The following is a 15,733-nucleotide window of genomic DNA, read 5'->3' as shown; positions in this document are numbered from 1 at the left end:
CTGGGCGGCCGGGGGCAGAGTGTGCAGGATCGAGCGCACCCGCTCCTGCCGACGCGCCACCGCCTGCCGCTCCGGCATCCCCGGCGTGGCCTGCATCTGCGGCACGATCCCCTCGACATCATCGACACCACCGGCATGATGACCCGCCTCGACGAGCGCCTGCTCGTGCGCCATCGTCGCCTCGTCCTTCTCCTCCGACATCCCGATCGGACCGATCATCGTGCCGTTGAGGAACTGCTTGACCACCGGCTCATCCGAGGTCAACAACACCTCCCGCGGACCGAACATCACCAACTGCCGACGGAACAACATCCCGATATTGTCCGGCACCGTGCGCGCCAGATTGATGTTGTGCGACACGATCAGGATCGTCGCATCGATCTCCGCGTTGATATCGATCAACGTCTGCGAAATATAGGTCGTGCGCACCGGATCGAGACCCGAATCCGGCTCGTCCACCAGGATGATCTCCGGATCGAGCACCAACGCCCGCGCCAGCCCGGCGCGCTTGCGCATCCCCCCGGAGATCTCCCCCGGGAGCTTGTCCTCGGCGCCGAGCAGACCGACGAGCTCGAGCTTGCTCATCACGATCTGCCGGATCTCCGACTCGGACTTGCGGGTGTGCTCGCGCAACGGGAAGGCGACATTGTCGTAGAGGTTCATCGACCCGAACAACGCACCGTCCTGGAACAGCACCCCGAACAACTTGCGGATCTCGTAGAGCTCCTTGCTCGAGCACTGCAGAATATCGGTGCCGTCGATGACGATCGAGCCCTCCTCCGGGCGCAGCAGACCGATCAACGACTTGAGGAACACCGACTTACCGGTACCCGACGGACCGAGCAACGCACTGACCTCACCGGCCGGCAACGTCAACGTCACGTCCTGCCAGATACGTTGCGAGCCGAAGGACTTGGTCAGCCCCTCGACGGAAACCTCGACTCCCACACTTACCTCCTGATGGACCCGGCGCGGTGCCGGGTGATGATCCATTCTGTCGATCCGCGGTGCGGTTACCGCGTGATCGGTCCTCGACGCAGTCGCCGGTACGTCGCGTACGCGGCCAGTGCGCGTCGATCGGCGGCGCCGACGTCGACTTCCCACAGCGTGCGCGCGGCCGGGTGCAGCAGCGCGCGGACGACCCGGGCCGGGATCCCGCGCTGGACCCAGTCGCGGGGACGCAGGATCTGGTCGCGGTAGCGGTCGCCGCTGGGTGTGCGTGCCAGGACCGAGGCGCAAGCGTCGTCGAAATAGTCCGTGAACTCTGTCCAGTCCTGCGGCATCCGCCGATCCGAGATGCCGTAGCGCCGGTACCACGCGCAGCTGTCCCGGTAGAGCGCCTCCTTCTCCCCCACCTCGAGGCGCCGGACGAAGACGTCGATCATCGTCACGAGCGTGTCGACGTAGGTGGCGTGCTGGAAGAAGAAGACGTCCGGGTCGAGCGCGTGGTACCGGCGGCCGAGGTCGTCCGTTCCCTTCACGTCCTCGTGCGCGAACCGGACGATCGGGCGGATGTGTCGATCGTCGTAGGCGGCGCGGACGAGCACGGGCACCGTCCGGCGATTGTGCAACCAGAGCCGGCGCGGTGTCCGCGAATGGTCCATGCCCGCCGCGATCGCCGGATGCAGCATCTGCAGCGCCACCGCGCGCGGCAGGACGAGCAGGAAACGCCGGTCGTGCAGATAGCGCCGGAGCAACCCGTCCGGGTCGATGTCGGTGTCGGGAACGGTCATGCGCCTGTCAGATCAGATTGCGGCCGGACTTGACGCGGCGACGCAGATCGGCGACGAGCGCTTCGCTTCCACTGTGCCGCAGGAAACGCGGGATGAACCGGTTGACGAACGAGACGAACACGAACAGATGCTCGTAACGCCGGCGGTCGGCTTCGCTCCATTCCAGATCGAGCGCTTCCCGGAAGATCGGGGGCAGGCTCCCGATGGTGAGGAAGCGCAGCAGATTCCGGAACATCAGACGCATCGGCCAGTTGATCATCTTCAGATCCACCAGGTCGATCAGGTACGCCTTGGTGGTCTCGTCGAAGACGACCCTCTCGCACGCGATGTTCCAGTACCTGTCGAAGTCGGCTCGCGTCGTCGGCCACATGTCCTCGGTGACCTGCAGGGTCGTGCCGAGAGTGGAGCCGGTGCGGTAGAACGCCTCGAGCTGCTCGTCGTCGAGCTTGCCGTGCAGCAGTTGGTACATGTCCTCGATGCCGATATACAGGCAGGCCGCGACCCACAACTGCAGCTCGCGGTTGAACGCGTTGTACTTGACCGGGCTGTTCTCGTCGGAGCGCACGAACCGGTGGGCACCGTTGACGGCCTCGCGGTAGGCCTTGCGGTCCTCGTCGTTGCCGAGGATCGCCACAGCCAGGTAGGTGGCGGTGGTGCGGGCCCGCTTCCACGGGTGTTTGACCAGCGAACCGGATTCGACCTTGCTCTCCATGACGCCGTACGCCACTTCGGGCCAGCCGAGCTGCATGATGACGTTCGCGGCGGCCCCGGCGAACGACCAGAAGTCGACGGCGTCGGAGACCTTGTGCTGCTTGCGACTCCACCGGTTGGGGCCGCTGGTGATGGTGATGCGGGTCCGGCGCGAGCTCAGTACCGGTTCCCGGTCCAGGTCGTCGAGATAGGGAGTGGGCATCGCGTGTCTCCTCGTGGTGTGGGTCAGAGTGTTTCGACGTTGTCGACGAGCCAGCGGTCGTCGACGCGGACCAGGGAGAACACCATGCGGAAACGCGAGGTGCCCCCGTCGGGCGTCGAGACGTTCGTGGCGTTCTGGTCGGCGAAGACGAGCACCGTGGCGGTGTCGCCGTCGGAGTGCTCGGCGGCCGCGTGCAGCGCCTGCGCTTCGGCGCTCCCCTGCCCCTCGGTGACGAGTTCGCGCAGCGCGTCGACCATCGATCCGTAGCGTTCGGCGAAGGCCGGCGTGGACATCTCCGCGATCCGTTCGCGGTTGGCGTCGAGGTTCTGGTAGTCGAAGGTCGACATCACCACGGCGTACTCGCGCGCCAGTGCCACCGCCTCCTGCTCGGTCTGCTCGTCGGTGCGGTGATCGACGAGGACCACGACGAGCGCTGCCAGCATCCCGAGCAGAGCGTTGATCGAGAGGATCAGCGCGACCACCAGCCCGCGGGGTTTCGACGAGCGTCGTTCGACGGTCGCGGACTCTGCGACCGGAGTCTTGTCGAGGACTGCCGTACCGGTGTCATCGTGTGCCATGAATGTTGCCTTCCAGCAGGCTCTTCCAGAAGTACAGCAGTTCGGTGCCGCTCGGGATGAGGATCGGATCGGCGACGACGGGTGGTCCGATCACCGTTCCCGGGGTGGTGCCTCCGAGCCCGAGATCGTTCGGGCGGGGTGCGTTGCGGGAGCCGCGTTGCTCGAGGTCCTGCCCCGGTGGGCAGTAGTAGTCGAGGTTCGGTTCGATCGGGGACGTGTCGCCGAGCGCGCGGCGGGGATTGTCGTAGTAGCAGGCCGGTCCCTGCGTGGCAATCAGGGCGAAGTCCGCGCGGTCGCCGTGCACGATCGATTCGAGTGCCGCCAGGCCGCGGGGAATCGCGTCCAGGCCGGTGCGCAGCGCCGCGGACCGGTCGGAGATCACCGGACCGACGGCGCCGAGGTTGGCGAGCACCGCGGAGAACGACTCCTGGTTCGCGCCGATGGCCTCGTCGGCACGGCGCATCGCGTCGGGGCCGGTGGCCATCATCGAGGCGATGCGATCCTCGTTGGCCTGTAGTGATTCGGCGACGGTCCGCGCCGACGCCATCCCGTCGACGAACTCGCTGGAGTTCTCGGCCATGGTGCCTGTCAATCCGGCCGCGCGGTCGAGCAGTTCGGCGACGGCGGGTGCGTCCTCGGCCAGCTGCGCGGAGAGCCGGTCGGCGTCGGTGACGAGACGGGCCAGGTCGGGTCCGAGTCCTTCGAAGGCGCTGCCGAGCTCCTGACCGACGGTCGAGATCACCGCGGGGTCGATGGTTTCGAGCAGATCGGCGGTATGGGCGAGCGTTTCGGAGATCTGGGTGGGCTGTTCGTCTGCGGGCATCGCGATCTCGTCGCCGTCGGAGAGATAGGGGCCGTGGTCGACACGCGGAAAGATGTCGACGTTGAGCATGCCGGCCATGGTGCCCTGGGTGATCTTGGCGTAGGAGTCGACGGGGATACGGGTGTCACCGTCGAGCGCGAAATCGATTCGGGCACCCCGGGTCTCGGGGTCGAATCCGATGCCGGTGACCATGCCCGCCTGGACACCGCGATAGGTCACGACGGTGCCCTCGCCGACACCGAGGGCGTTGTCGACCGTGGCGTGGATGTTGATGCGGTCGCCGACGCCGGTGGGTCCGACGATGTAGTAGATGCCGTAGGGCACCACGGTCAGCGCGGTGATGACGAACAGGACCAGCTGGACGACGACGATCTTCTTCATCGCTCTCCTCCGAGCAGTTCTTCCAGCGAGGCCGGTGCGGATGCGTCGTCGAATCCGGTGAAGTCACCGGTGAAATAGCCGCCGGTGAAGATCGTGTCGAGACTCTCCGGGATCTCCAGGGCACCGTCGAACACCAGGTAGTCGCCGCGGACGGAACTGTCGAAGGCGGCCATGAAGGCGTTCATGTTGACGAGGGTGGTGCCGATGCGGTCGTTGAACGACGCGAGCGTGGCGGTGATCGTGTCGGCGTCGCGCAACAGTCCGCCGACCCCCTCGGGGGTCGCGGCGGTCAACTCGTTGACGTTTGCCGCCAGGCGCGTGGTGGCGTCGAGCAGAGAGGCCATGCTCTCGCGCTGGGCCACCAGCACGTCGACAGCGCCGGCGGTTTCGACGAGATAGCGGTCGAACATCTCCTCCTCCTCGACCATCCGTCGGGTGACGTCGGCGGCGAGCGTCATGGCCTGGTCGAAGGAGGTCTGTTCGTCGATCGCGCGGGTCATCATCTCGGTGGCGGTGTCGGCGAGGGCCTGGACGCTTCCGGATCGGCCGGTGAACGCGACGTTGAGTTCGCGCACAACGGTTTCGAGTTGGGTCAGGCCGCTGCCGCTGACGACATTGCCGAGTGCGGCGAGCATCGTCTCGACCCGGGGACCGAGGTCGACATTCTGCTCGGAGACGACGTCACCGTCGGCGAGCAGCGACGAACTCGGGTTCGGTGGCGGGACGAGCCGCAGGTACGGGCTGCCCAGCGCGGACGGGATCTCGACGGAGACGAGGACATCGGACGGGACCTCGAGCTCCTCCTCGAGCGAGACCCGCACGTCGGCGCCCCCGGGCGCGGTGTCGAGTCCGGCGACGCGACCGACGATCTGCTGGCCGTAGCGCACGTCGGCTCCGAGGACCAGGCCGTCCGCGGACGGCAGTTGCACGGTGACCTCGAAGTCGCCACCACCGATGGAGCGTCCGACGGGGAGATCCTGAATGCCGTAGCCGCATCCGGACATCACTGCCGCGCAGGTGAGAGCAGCACCGACGAGGGCCGGGCCCCGCGTCACGGATCGGCGCGGTGACGCTGCAGAAACTGGGCTCACGGGTTGCCTCCTGGTTGTCCACCGGTGACCGCGCTGACGATGCCGAGCGGATCCGAGGCGCTGATCGGGAAGGAGATCGGGTTGGTGAAGCCGGCTCCCGTGCACAACGGGAGCGGGTGCTCCGCGCACAGTGGGGCCGCGACCGCGAACTGCGTCAGCGCGGTGGAGATGTTCAGACGGATGCGGCCGCGACCGTCGGGGCCGATCGTGTTGGTCAGGTTCTCCATCATCAACGGGACGAGGTCCATGAACTCGGCCAGGCCCTGCGGGTTCTCGCCGAGCGTGTCGCCGATGACCTTCAGGTTGTCGGAGATCGCACCGAAGCTCTCCTGGTGCTGAGCAACGAAGGTGTCGACCTCGTCGAACACGACCTGCAGTTGCTGCAACGGATCGGTGACGTCGAGATCGCTCTCCTCCCAGACCGCGGCGAGCGCACTGAGATCGGTGACCATGCTGTCGAGACCCACCGACCGTTCGTCGAGGGCGCGCAGCAGCATCGACAGATTCTCGACGAGCAGTGCGAAGTCCTCGCTGGATGCCCCGACGACGCCCGTGGCGGCGGCGAGATCGGCGATGGCGTCGTGGAAGGCCGCGCCGCGCCCCTCCCACACGTCGGCTCCGCTGGTGAGGACGGCGCCGAGGTCGGCGTTGTCCGGTCCCATCGTCTCGATGATCGTGGACAGGCTGTCGAGCATGTTGTCGATGTCGATCGGCGAGTGGCTGCGGTCCTTCGGGATCACCCCGCCGTCCGGGAAGCTCGGGCCGCCGTCGTAGGCGGGGCCCAGTTCGACGTAGCGTTCGCTGATGATCGCGGGGCTCATCACGTAGGCGGAGACGTCCTCGGGCAGTGTCACCTCGTCGGGGACGGTCATCGTCACCCGTACCGAGGTCCCCTGGGGTTCGATGTCGGTGACGGTGCCGACCTCCACGCCGAGCACGGCGACGGTGCTGCCCACGTAGATGCCGTTGACGTATTCGAAGTCGGCGTGGACGGTGTGGCTGCGGTCGGTGCGGCCGAAGACGTACCACGCGGGCAGTGCGATCAGGAGGAGTAGGACAAGGGTCGCCGCGACGATCTTCTTTCGTCGCGAGGTTCCCGTCGGTGTCGAGGTCACCGGCATTCCTGCATCACTCCGATCGCGCAGAGAAGATTGTCGGGAAGGACCGTGGCCGGGGTGACGACGTCCGCCCACGAACCGTTGCCCGTGGCATCGGTGACGGTGCGCAGGGCCGGGGGCAGACGGTCCATGAGCAGGCCGATCTGGTCGGCGTTGCGCTGGAGGGTCCCGGAGACCTCCACCAGGTCGGCGACGAGCCGGTCGGCGTCGGCGCGGTTGGCGGTGAGCGTCTCCGACATGGTCGCGATGACGACCCGCAGGTTGTCGACGAGCTGGGTGAGCGTGTCCTTGCGGACGACGAGGGTCTGCACGAGGGTGCGGGCGTCGACCGCATTCTGCACCAGGGTGTCCTGCTGGTCGACCGCCATCTCCGAGAGCTTCCGGGCGGTGTCGAGGAGCTGGTCGAACTGTACGCCGTGCCGCGAGAACGCGGTCGAGGCGGCGCTGATACCGGTGAGGGCACGGTCGAGCTCGTCGCTCTCCCGCGGCAGCACCTGCGACAGGGTGCTCATCATCTCGGTCATCGCGTCGAGGTCGAGATCCTCGGCGACCGCGTCGGCACCGGCTCCGATCTCGTCGAGCGAGTAGGGAACGGTGGTGCGGGCCAGCGGGATCCGGTTCGACCCGTCGTCGACTCCGGCGGGACGGAGGTCGAGATACCGCTTGCCGAGCACGGTTTCGAGCCGCACCGAGGCGGTGGAAGTGTTGCCCACGCCGCGCTGCTTGTCGAGGCGGAAGTCGACGTCGACGTGGGTGCCGGCGAGCCGGATGCCCTCCACGCGCCCGGCGGGCACGCCCGCGACGTAGACCGGATCGCCGGTGGCGAGTCCGGCGGCGTTGGTGAACTCGGCCGTGTACGGCTCGGTGCGCACCTGGTACCACACCCGCGGAAGTCCCACGGCGGCACCGAGGCCGATGACGAGGACGAAGATTCCGATGGTACCGAGTACGAGCGGCATGTGGGTGGTGTTCTGCCGTCGGCCACCGCCGAACAGGAATTCGAGGGCACCGACGAAGACGTCGATGAGCTTGACGAGGAACATCATCGGATGCGTGCCCCTCCCCCGGCTGCCGAGGCTGCGTCGCCTTCGAGGACGTGCACGAGATCGTCGATGTAGGTGATGCCCACCGCGACAAGCGAGACACCGACGACCGCCACCACGACGACGACCGTCCAGGCCGCGAACTGGGGCACGCGGCCGATGCGGCCACCGAGTGCGGTGACGAAACGCACGAGCAGATCGATGATTCGGGTGAGGGTCATCATGAGCACACCGGCGAATGGGTCGGGCCGAAGATGTTCACTTCCGCGTCGCCTGCTTTCAGGGTGAAATTGCAGAGGTAGAGACTGATGAAGCTGCCGTACTGCCCCGTGTGATTGATGTTGTCGGCGAAGGCAGGCAGGCCGGCGAGCATGCGTTCGAACTCGGGTGTCGACGCGATCCACTGGTCGGTGACGGCTCCGAACTGCTGCAGGCTGCGCGTGAAGGCGCCCTGCGAGTCGGCGATGGTGTCCGCCAGTGCGGACACGCTCTGCGCACCGGTGTCGAGGAAGGCGGCCAGTTGCTGCCCGTCCCCCACCACCGAGGCGCTGAGCGCGGCGAGCCCGTCGGTGAGGTCGCGTAGTTCGTCGTGCCGGTTGTCGAGCGAACCGAGGATGCGGTTCATGTTGATTGTGACCTCGCCGAGGATATGTTCGCGGTCGCCGAGCTGCGTCGACAGCACCGCCACCCGGTCCAGGAACCGGGCGACCGCGTCGCCTCGGCCGTTGAAGGTGTCGACCACGTTCCGGGCGAGAACGTTCACCTCCTGCGGGGGCAACGACTCGAACAGGGGCCGGAAACCGTTCATCAGGGCGGTGAGGTCGATGGGCGGGGCGGTCTGCGCGACGGGCACCACACCTCCCGGTTCGAGCATCTCGCTGTCGTCGGATCCGGCGGGGACCTCCGCCTCGGGCAGGGTCAGCGCAACATAGCGGGCGCCGAGCATGTCGCCGTACCGGACGGACGCCTCGACGTCCTTCGGGAGAGTGCGTCCCCGTTCGACCTCGACGGTGACGCGGGCGAGCGCGCGACCGTCGACGGTGTCGGCGACGTCGACCGCGTCGACCCGGCCCACCCGCACCCCGGACAGGGTCACGGGGTTGCCGGGGTTGAGTCCTTCGACATCGGTGAACTCGAGGACGTAGTTGTCGCTCGCACCCCGCACCGGCACGGCCAGCGCGTTGTAGACCAGGGTGCCGCAGACGACGCCGATGGTGCAGTAGCCGACCAGGGTCGAGACCTGGAGTCGTGTCAGTTTCACGGAATCCGTACCTCGCTTCCGCGGAAGAGGGGGGCGAGCAGTGCCGTGACCGCGGCGTGCGGTCCGGTGGGCTCCGCCGTGCTCTGTTCCGCCGGCGCCGCAGCGGGCTCGCCGCGCAATTGCTGCTCGAGAAGTTGCAGGGGGCCGGCCTCGGCGGCCGCGTTGATCACCGGCTTGGCGGCACTGTAGGAGCCGTTACCGGGGCTGTTGCAGTTCGCGCCGGTCAGAGACCCGTAGCTCGGGCAATCCGCGGCGGTGTAGGGCAGCGGGCCGGCAAAGGTCGGGACGGCGGTGATGTCGAACCGGCCACTGCCGAAGACCCGGGTCCCGGCGGCGCCGAAGGTCTCCGCGTTCGCGAGGGTGGCATAGAGGCCGTCCGGGTCGGCGCCGGTGGTCGCAAGGATCGTGCCGACCGAGTCGGTGACCGTGATCATCGTGTCCAGTCTGGGGCCGGTGAATCCGTCGACGGAGGCGGCGAGCAGGGTCGCCGCTCCCATCGTGTCGGCCAGGTCGCCGCGGTGTTCGACGATGGCCCGGGAGACCTCGGTCGCGGCGGAGAGCATGCCTATCATGTCCGGGGTCGCGGCCTGGAGTGATTCCATGACCGTGACGAATTGCGGTGTCGCGTCGATGAACCCGTTCAGCGACGGAGTGAGCTGGCCGGTGGTCACGGCGAGCCGGTCGATGGTGCGTCCGATGGTCTCACCGTTGCCGTCCAGGGCTCGCCCGAGCGCATCGAGGGCCTTGGCCATCTCCTGCGGCTGCATCTGCTCGAGCACACTCGACATGCGGGTGAACACGTCGTACATCGCGACGGCCTCGGGGCCGGTGTCGACGGCGATCGAGTCGACGTCGGCGAGTGCGACCGCCTCAGTGCGCGCGGAACTGCGGCGCGCAGCATTCTCTTCGTCGGTATCGGTCACCAGCTCGACGTAGATGTCGCCGAAGAAGGTGCGGGGCACCACGCGCACCAGGACGTCGGACGGGATCGTGCGGGAGGCGCCGACGTCGATCGCGAGTCGCACCCGCGATTCGGTGGCGCCGGCCTCGATCGAGGCGATCCGACCGATGTCGACGCCGAGATACCGGACCGGCGCTCCGGCGTTGACGAGGCCGACGGCCGAGGGCACCTCGACGAAGACGTCTTCGGTCCGATCGAGCGCACCGGTGCCACGCAGCACCATCACGGCCGCGACCCCGACGGCCACGGTGAACGCCACGGCACCGCGGACCAGGTAACTCAGTCGTTCGCGTGAACTGGGACGGTCCACGAATCACACCCCCATACCAGGAATTTCGGGAACCAGTCCCCACAGCGCGAAGGTCAGCAGCACGTCGAGCACACCGATGGACAGGATCGCCGTGCGCAGCGCCCGGCCCGCGGCGGCACCGACGCCGGCGGGACCGCCCGAGGCGTAGTAGCCGTAGGCGCAGTGCACCAGGCTGACGACCATCGCGAAGACCATGGCCTTGATGCCCGAGTACAGCAGGTCCTGCGGAGTGAGCACGAGGTGGAAGAAGTAGTCGTAGGTGCCCGCGGACGCGCCGTTGAACACCACCACGACCAGCCGGGTGGACAGGTAGCTGGCAAGCAGCCCGATCATGTAGATCGGGATGACACACACCATCGCGGCGATGGTGCGGGTGGCGGCCAGGAACGGGATCGACTTGATGGCCATCGAGTCGAGCGCGTCGATCTCGTCGGAGATGCGCATCGCGCCGATCTGGGCGGTGAAGCCGACGCCCACCTTCGCCGACAGGGCGATGGCGACGACGACCGGCGCCAGCTCGCGGGTGTTGGCCACCGCGGAGAGCATGCCCGACATCGTGGTCATCCCGACGAGTTCGAGGCCGCGCTGGGTCTCGACGCCGAGCATCATGGCTGCGGCGAGCGACATCGCGAAGACGATGCCGATCGTGCCGCCGCCGGAGAGCAGTGACTGGGTACCGAAGCTGACCTCGCTGATCTGCGCGATGACGTGCTTGCGGAATCTGCTGAGTGCGTAGGGAATCGACGCCACGGTGCGGCAGTAGAAGGTGACGTGCATCCCGAGCGTGGCCAGGTTGTCGCCGGTCTGCCGGATCGGTTGCGCCAGCCGTGTGGCCTGTAATCGGACATCGGTGCTCATCGGAACTCACCTACTGCCGGGACGATCACCGTGTACAGCGCCGACAGAACCGTGTTGACGATGAAGACGAGCGCGAAGGCGATGACGACGGCTTCGTTCACCGCGTCGGCCACCCCGCGCGGACCGCCCTTGGTGTGCAGCCCTTTGAACGTGGCGACCAGTGCCGCGAGCAACCCGAAAACCGCGGACTTCACGAGAGCCATGACGAAGTCTGCCGGGCGGCCGTACTCGGCGAAGGTCGCCATGAACGTGCCGGCGGGCAGATGCTGCACGTAGATGTGATACAGCCAGCATGCGGCGACACCACCGACCGTGACCATCGAGCACAGCGCCAACGAGACGATGACCGCTCCGACGAGGCGGGGGGCGACGAGGCGCTCGAGGATGTCGAGACCCATCACCTCCATCGCGTCGATCTCCTCGCGGATCTTGCGGGACCCGAGGTCGGTGCAAATGGCGGAGCCTGCGACGCCGGCGAGCATGAGCGCGCAGACCAGGGCCGAGGCCTGACCGACGATGATGAACGCGACGACGGCGCCCGAGTAGCCGCCGGCTCCGATGCGGCCGGCGAGTTCGCCGACGGACACCGCGATGAACACCCCCACCGGGACCATGAGCAGCAGGGACGGCCCGGTACAGACCCTCCCGATGAAGAGTGTCTGAGTGACCGTCTCGTGCAACGAAAGTCGACGTCTGAGCACCGCGGCCGCGAGGACCACGAGCGATTGGACGGCGAAGCCGATGAGATAGCCACCTTCCGTCGCGACGTCCCTGATGGGACCACGCGAGTTCGGCAACTCGTAGGTCATCTACCGGTTCCCTTCTTCGAACCCCCCTGGATGTCGGCGCCGGAAACCGCCCGTCGGCGCCGAGTGGAACTGTCCGGCCGGCGGAGCACGTCACGGTCCGAGCGCGTGAAGTGTGCCACACCCCTCCCATGCCGGACAAGAGCTAAGTGAACAACCATTCCGACGCTCACGTCATGCACACATCGGAGAAGACGAGGACCGGCCAGCACACGATCGATCCGAGGAACGAGATCACCAGATCCACCCCGTCCATGGCACCGAGATGCGAGGTGTGGGTGAGGGTCCAGATCACCCCGACCAGGCCGTACGGGATAGCGACGAGGATGACGAGTCCGATGAACTCGGCGACGGTCATCTCGTAGGACAGGATCCTGCGGGCGATGGCAAGCATGGCAGAGCCCTCCTCGATGGATGGAAGAACGAGCGGAGAACGACGGTCCCGGTCCGGGCCGGATCAGGATCGATCGAACCGGTCCGCCGGCACGACCGCCGGGAGGTTATCAGGAGCGTCCGAAATTTGTGAACGTTCATTCCGAAGGACTCCGGAGAGCCCGCCGACGCCGCGCGGGCATCGTTCGGAGAGCCCTGATGGCAACAACGAACCGGCCGCTCGGATGGATCGATGCCCCGCCGGTGTGTACTCTGCTCGCAGAATGGGTCGAGAATTCCCCCGACGGAGCGACACCGATCCTCCGTGAACGACATCCAGAATCAGTGAGGCGAACACGCGTGGTCGGCAAGACGTCCCCCGACACCGGACGACGAACCCGCCCGAAGGATCGTCGTGCGCGGATCGCCGCCGCAGCCGCCGTCGCCTTCGCCGAGCGCGGCTACCACGGTGTGAGCGTCGAGGACATCGCGACAGAAGTCGGTGTCACCAAGTCCGCGTTGTACCGGCACTTTCCGGGGAAGTACGCACTGTTCCTGAATTCGGCGCTCATGCTGATCGATTCGCTCGAGGGCGCTCTCGATTCCGTGCACGACGATCCCGCGCGCGATCCACGCGAGACCCTCCGTGCCCAGGTGTCCGCCATCGTCGCGGTGACGGTCGAGCAGCGTCGGTCGGCCGGGATCTACCGATGGGAACGCAGGTATCTCCGCGAGGAGGACCGGCCCGCCATCCGGGAACGCTCGTGGGCGGTCAACGCCCGCATCCGTCGCACACTGCAACGGATCCGGCCGGATCTGTCCGATGAGGACGCGTTCGTGCTCGTCGCGGCGATGCTCAGCACCATCGGCAGCATCACCGTGCACAATCTGACGCTGCCGCCGCGGTACATGGAACAACTCTTGCTCGATGCGTGCACCGCACTCGCCGAGACCTGCTTCTCCCCAGCTCCCGCCGCACCCGAGCGTGCCGCCGCCGCGGATCGTCCGGGCCAGGACAACGTGCGGGAGAACCTGTTGCGCTCGGCGATCGTGCTGTTCCACCAACGGGGCTACAACGAGGTCGCGGTCGAGGACATCGCTGCCACGGTCGGCCTCCCCGCCTCCGGGATCTACCGTTATTTCGTTTCGAAGGCCGACATCCTCGCCGCGGCTTTCCACCGAGCGGCCGACCGACTCGAGACGGCCGTGGCCTCCGGGACGGCCGCAGCGTCCGATCCGGAGGACGCGCTGCGGTCACTGGTCTCGATCTACGTCGACCTGTCGTTCTCCCAACGGGAACTGATGTCGGTGTACTTCGCCGAGCTCGTCAACGTTCCGGATGCCTCGCGCGCCGATCTGCGACTACGACAGCGCGCCAATGTGGAGCAGTGGTCGTCCTATCTGCAGGCGATCTGCGACGGCCTGTCCGCGGCGGATGCCCGCTTCCTCATGTACGCCGCGATCAACCTGGTGCCGGACCTCGGGGTCCTGCTGGGCACGTCCGCGGCACAGCAGCAGGCGGAGAACATCCACCGGTGCATGCTCGCCGTGCTGCTGAGCCGGTCCGGGCAGCGGGTCGACCACGACGAGGACGCCCAGTGCACGCCGACGATCGGGTCCGCGCACTGAGCGATCACGCTCAATACGCACCGAGCGGTGCCCCTCGTTGCACACTGAGCGAGATCACCCGCTGACGCCCGTAGTGCCACTGGGTGCACTCAGCTGTGATCCCCGAAAATCCTCTGTTCCAAGCTAGGTTACGTCGACCCATTGTTTTTTGCACCTTGTTGCACATAGTCTGACGGCAGAGGGACCGTTCGGAGACGAAGAAGGAACACACCATGACGCTGCCACCGATCCTGTCCGGCCCGCTGAGCGTGCCCCTGGTCGCTTCCCCGATGTTCATCGCGTCGGGACCGGAACTGGTGTCCGCCCAGTGCCAGGCCGGAGTCGTCGGGTCGTTCCCGGCACTCAACGCCCGTCCCCAGTCGATGCTCGTCGACTGGCTGCAGCAGATCACCGAGAGCAACGCCGACTACGCGGCGCGCCACCCCGAGGAGTACGTCGCGCCGTTCGCCGTCAATCAGATCGTGCACCGCTCCAACGAGCGACTCGAGCAGGACCTCGAGGTGATCGTCGAGCATCGGGTCCCCATTGTGATCACCTCGCTCGGTGCCCGCGAGGAGGTCAACGAGGCTGTTCACTCCTACGGCGGCATCGTCCTCCACGACGTGATCTCGAACGAGTTCGCGCACAAGGCGATCGACAAGGGCGCGGACGGCATCGTCGCCGTCGCCGCAGGCGCAGGCGGCCACGCCGGGACGCAGTCACCGTTCGCATTGCTCCAAGAGATCCGCCGGTGGTTCGACGGCCCCCTGCTGCTGTCCGGCTCCATCGCCCACGGCCGCTCGATCCTCGCTGCCCAGGCCGCCGGCGCCGACCTCGCATACGCCGGCACGGCCTTCCTCGCCACCGAGGAGGCTCGCAGCGCCGACGACTACAAGAACATGATCGTCGACAGCACCGCCAAGGACATCGTCTACAGCAACCTGTTCACCGGCGTGCACGGCAACTACCTGCGAGGAAGCATCGTCGCCGCCGGACTCGACCCCGACGACCTCCCCGAGTCCGATCCGTCCGCCATGAACTTCGGGTCCGGCGGCAACACCGACGCCAAGGCCTGGCGCGACATCTGGGGCGCCGGCCAGGGCCTCGGCGCGATCGAGTCCGTCGTCCCCGCCCGCGAGCTCGTCCAACGACTCCGCGACGAATACGAGCAGGCGTGGACGTCCCTCGAACGACGCCGAGTCGCCATGATCGACGCCGGATAGCGTGACCTAGGCTGACGCGGTGTCTCTCAGGTTCGCCATCCTCACCGCACTGGTCGAGCGCGACAGCACCGGTCTGGAACTGGCGCGGCGCTTCGACCGGTCGATCGGGTACTTCTGGCCCGCGACCCACCAGCAGATCTACCGCGAACTGGACCGGATGCGGGCGGGCGACCTGATCCGCGAAGTCCCGACGGACGGAAAACCCGGTCGCGGTCAGCCCCGACGTTTCACCATCACACCCGATGGTCGCCGACTGCTGCGCGGCTGGATCTCCGAGATCGAGGATCCGGACGTAGTGCGCTCCGGTGTCTCCGTGCGCCTACGCGCGGCCGCGGCGCTCGACGATCCCGACTCCGCGCGTCCCGCGTTGGAACATCAACGCGCATACCGCGCGGCGATGCTCGAGCAATATCGCACCATCGAGCAACGCGACTTCGCCGATGCTCGGGGCGACGCGCGGAGCACCCTGCAGCATCTCGTGCTCCGCCTCGGCATCCTCCTCGAAGAGACCTGGCTGACCTGGCTGGACGAGGCGCTCGACACGATCGACCGGCTCGACTCGACACCGGATTCCTCCGCCGACCGCAGCGGAACGGTCCCGTAGACCGGAACACGAGAACCGGGCCGAGGCGTACCACGCGAGGGAGGTCGACC

At 67.2% G+C, this 15,733-nt stretch carries 17 protein-coding genes; 3 read left to right on the top strand and 14 right to left on the bottom strand.

Annotated elements, in window-relative coordinates; genetic code table 11:
• The 14 genes from ACNJ7K_RS23870 to ACNJ7K_RS23805 all read right to left on the bottom strand — a co-directional run.
• A partial coding sequence (locus ACNJ7K_RS23870) for an ABC transporter ATP-binding protein (RefSeq protein ID WP_487042280.1) occupies nt 1-993 on the bottom strand: 993 nt, incomplete at its 3' end.
• Nucleotides 994-1,013: 20 nt separating this feature from the next.
• Complete coding sequence (locus tag ACNJ7K_RS23865; protein ID WP_159418319.1) at nt 1,014-1,733, bottom strand: oxygenase MpaB family protein; 720 nt, start codon at nt 1,731-1,733, stop codon at nt 1,014-1,016.
• A gap of 7 nt (nt 1,734-1,740) precedes the next feature.
• Nucleotides 1,741-2,646, bottom strand: coding sequence for an oxygenase MpaB family protein (locus ACNJ7K_RS23860; protein ID WP_159418320.1), 906 nt, complete (start codon nt 2,644-2,646; stop codon nt 1,741-1,743).
• A gap of 23 nt (nt 2,647-2,669) precedes the next feature.
• Nucleotides 2,670-3,224, bottom strand: coding sequence for a mce associated protein mas1a (locus ACNJ7K_RS23855; RefSeq protein WP_159418321.1), 555 nt, complete (start codon nt 3,222-3,224; stop codon nt 2,670-2,672).
• A complete protein-coding gene (locus ACNJ7K_RS23850; protein ID WP_159418322.1) occupies nt 3,211-4,428 on the bottom strand; it encodes an MlaD family protein in 1,218 nt (405 codons plus the stop codon). The genes ACNJ7K_RS23855 and ACNJ7K_RS23850 overlap by 14 nt, the downstream gene beginning before the upstream one ends.
• Entirely contained in the window at nt 4,425-5,519 is a 1,095-nt protein-coding gene (locus ACNJ7K_RS23845) for an MlaD family protein (RefSeq protein ID WP_159418323.1), read from the bottom strand. The genes ACNJ7K_RS23850 and ACNJ7K_RS23845 overlap by 4 nt, the downstream gene beginning before the upstream one ends.
• A complete protein-coding gene (locus ACNJ7K_RS23840) occupies nt 5,516-6,640 on the bottom strand; it encodes an MCE family protein (protein ID WP_159418324.1) in 1,125 nt (374 codons plus the stop codon). The genes ACNJ7K_RS23845 and ACNJ7K_RS23840 overlap by 4 nt, the downstream gene beginning before the upstream one ends.
• Nucleotides 6,631-7,683 carry an MCE family protein gene (locus ACNJ7K_RS23835; RefSeq protein WP_318653679.1) on the bottom strand — a complete coding sequence of 351 codons (1,053 nt, stop codon included), beginning with the start codon at nt 7,681-7,683 and terminating at the stop codon, nt 6,631-6,633. Before ACNJ7K_RS23835 ends, ACNJ7K_RS23840 begins: the two co-directional genes overlap by 10 nt.
• On the bottom strand, nt 7,680-7,901 hold the full coding sequence (locus ACNJ7K_RS23830) for a hypothetical protein (RefSeq protein WP_487042279.1): 222 nt from the start codon (nt 7,899-7,901) through the stop codon (nt 7,680-7,682). The genes ACNJ7K_RS23835 and ACNJ7K_RS23830 overlap by 4 nt, the downstream gene beginning before the upstream one ends.
• On the bottom strand, nt 7,901-8,941 hold the full coding sequence (locus ACNJ7K_RS23825) for an MCE family protein (RefSeq protein ID WP_159418326.1): 1,041 nt from the start codon (nt 8,939-8,941) through the stop codon (nt 7,901-7,903). Before ACNJ7K_RS23825 ends, ACNJ7K_RS23830 begins: the two co-directional genes overlap by 1 nt.
• Nucleotides 8,938-10,212 carry an MCE family protein gene (locus ACNJ7K_RS23820; RefSeq protein ID WP_487042278.1) on the bottom strand — a complete coding sequence of 425 codons (1,275 nt, stop codon included), beginning with the start codon at nt 10,210-10,212 and terminating at the stop codon, nt 8,938-8,940. Before ACNJ7K_RS23820 ends, ACNJ7K_RS23825 begins: the two co-directional genes overlap by 4 nt.
• A 3-nt stretch (nt 10,213-10,215) precedes the next feature.
• On the bottom strand, nt 10,216-11,070 hold the full coding sequence (locus ACNJ7K_RS23815) for an MlaE family ABC transporter permease (RefSeq protein WP_159418327.1): 855 nt from the start codon (nt 11,068-11,070) through the stop codon (nt 10,216-10,218).
• On the bottom strand, nt 11,067-11,879 hold the full coding sequence (locus ACNJ7K_RS23810) for an MlaE family ABC transporter permease (RefSeq protein ID WP_159418328.1): 813 nt from the start codon (nt 11,877-11,879) through the stop codon (nt 11,067-11,069). The genes ACNJ7K_RS23815 and ACNJ7K_RS23810 overlap by 4 nt, the downstream gene beginning before the upstream one ends.
• A gap of 166 nt (nt 11,880-12,045) precedes the next feature.
• Entirely contained in the window at nt 12,046-12,270 is a 225-nt protein-coding gene (locus tag ACNJ7K_RS23805) for a hypothetical protein (protein ID WP_159418329.1), read from the bottom strand.
• A gap of 323 nt (nt 12,271-12,593) precedes the next feature.
• Between ACNJ7K_RS23805 and ACNJ7K_RS23800 the strand changes: the two genes are divergently transcribed.
• The 3 genes from ACNJ7K_RS23800 (at nt 12,594) to ACNJ7K_RS23790 (ending at nt 15,683) form a co-directional block, all read left to right on the top strand.
• Nucleotides 12,594-13,877 (top strand): TetR/AcrR family transcriptional regulator, encoded by a 1,284-nt coding sequence (locus tag ACNJ7K_RS23800; RefSeq protein WP_487042277.1) that lies wholly within the window; start codon nt 12,594-12,596, stop codon nt 13,875-13,877.
• 212 nt (nt 13,878-14,089) lie between these two features.
• A complete protein-coding gene (locus ACNJ7K_RS23795) occupies nt 14,090-15,079 on the top strand; it encodes an NAD(P)H-dependent flavin oxidoreductase (RefSeq protein WP_106199766.1) in 990 nt (329 codons plus the stop codon).
• 19 nt (nt 15,080-15,098) lie between these two features.
• Complete coding sequence (locus ACNJ7K_RS23790; protein ID WP_120282594.1) at nt 15,099-15,683, top strand: PadR family transcriptional regulator; 585 nt, start codon at nt 15,099-15,101, stop codon at nt 15,681-15,683.
• Nucleotides 15,684-15,733: the final 50 nt, after the last annotated feature.

Origin of the sequence: Rhodococcus shunpengi (genome assembly GCF_048381395.1) — a bacterium.
Lineage (GTDB): Bacteria > Actinomycetota > Actinomycetes > Mycobacteriales > Mycobacteriaceae > Rhodococcus.
Note: the sequence above shows the minus strand (reverse complement) of the source record. Positions and strands in the feature narration are given on the sequence as shown.

Coding starts and splice junctions, on each gene's coding strand:
- ACNJ7K_RS23865 (WP_159418319.1), bottom strand. CDS start 1,733: ATGACCGTTCCCGACACCGACATCGACCCGGACGGGTTGCTCCGGCGC.
- ACNJ7K_RS23860 (WP_159418320.1), bottom strand. CDS start 2,646: ATGCCCACTCCCTATCTCGACGACCTGGACCGGGAACCGGTACTGAGC.
- ACNJ7K_RS23855 (WP_159418321.1), bottom strand. CDS start 3,224: ATGGCACACGATGACACCGGTACGGCAGTCCTCGACAAGACTCCGGTC.
- ACNJ7K_RS23850 (WP_159418322.1), bottom strand. CDS start 4,428: ATGAAGAAGATCGTCGTCGTCCAGCTGGTCCTGTTCGTCATCACCGCG.
- ACNJ7K_RS23840 (WP_159418324.1), bottom strand. CDS start 6,640: ATGCCGGTGACCTCGACACCGACGGGAACCTCGCGACGAAAGAAGATC.
- ACNJ7K_RS23835 (WP_318653679.1), bottom strand. CDS start 7,683: ATGATGTTCCTCGTCAAGCTCATCGACGTCTTCGTCGGTGCCCTCGAA.
- ACNJ7K_RS23830 (WP_487042279.1), bottom strand. CDS start 7,901: ATGACCCTCACCCGAATCATCGATCTGCTCGTGCGTTTCGTCACCGCA.
- ACNJ7K_RS23815 (WP_159418327.1), bottom strand. CDS start 11,070: ATGAGCACCGATGTCCGATTACAGGCCACACGGCTGGCGCAACCGATC.
- ACNJ7K_RS23810 (WP_159418328.1), bottom strand. CDS start 11,879: ATGACCTACGAGTTGCCGAACTCGCGTGGTCCCATCAGGGACGTCGCG.
- ACNJ7K_RS23805 (WP_159418329.1), bottom strand. CDS start 12,270: ATGCTTGCCATCGCCCGCAGGATCCTGTCCTACGAGATGACCGTCGCC.
- ACNJ7K_RS23795 (WP_106199766.1), top strand. CDS start 14,090: ATGACGCTGCCACCGATCCTGTCCGGCCCGCTGAGCGTGCCCCTGGTC.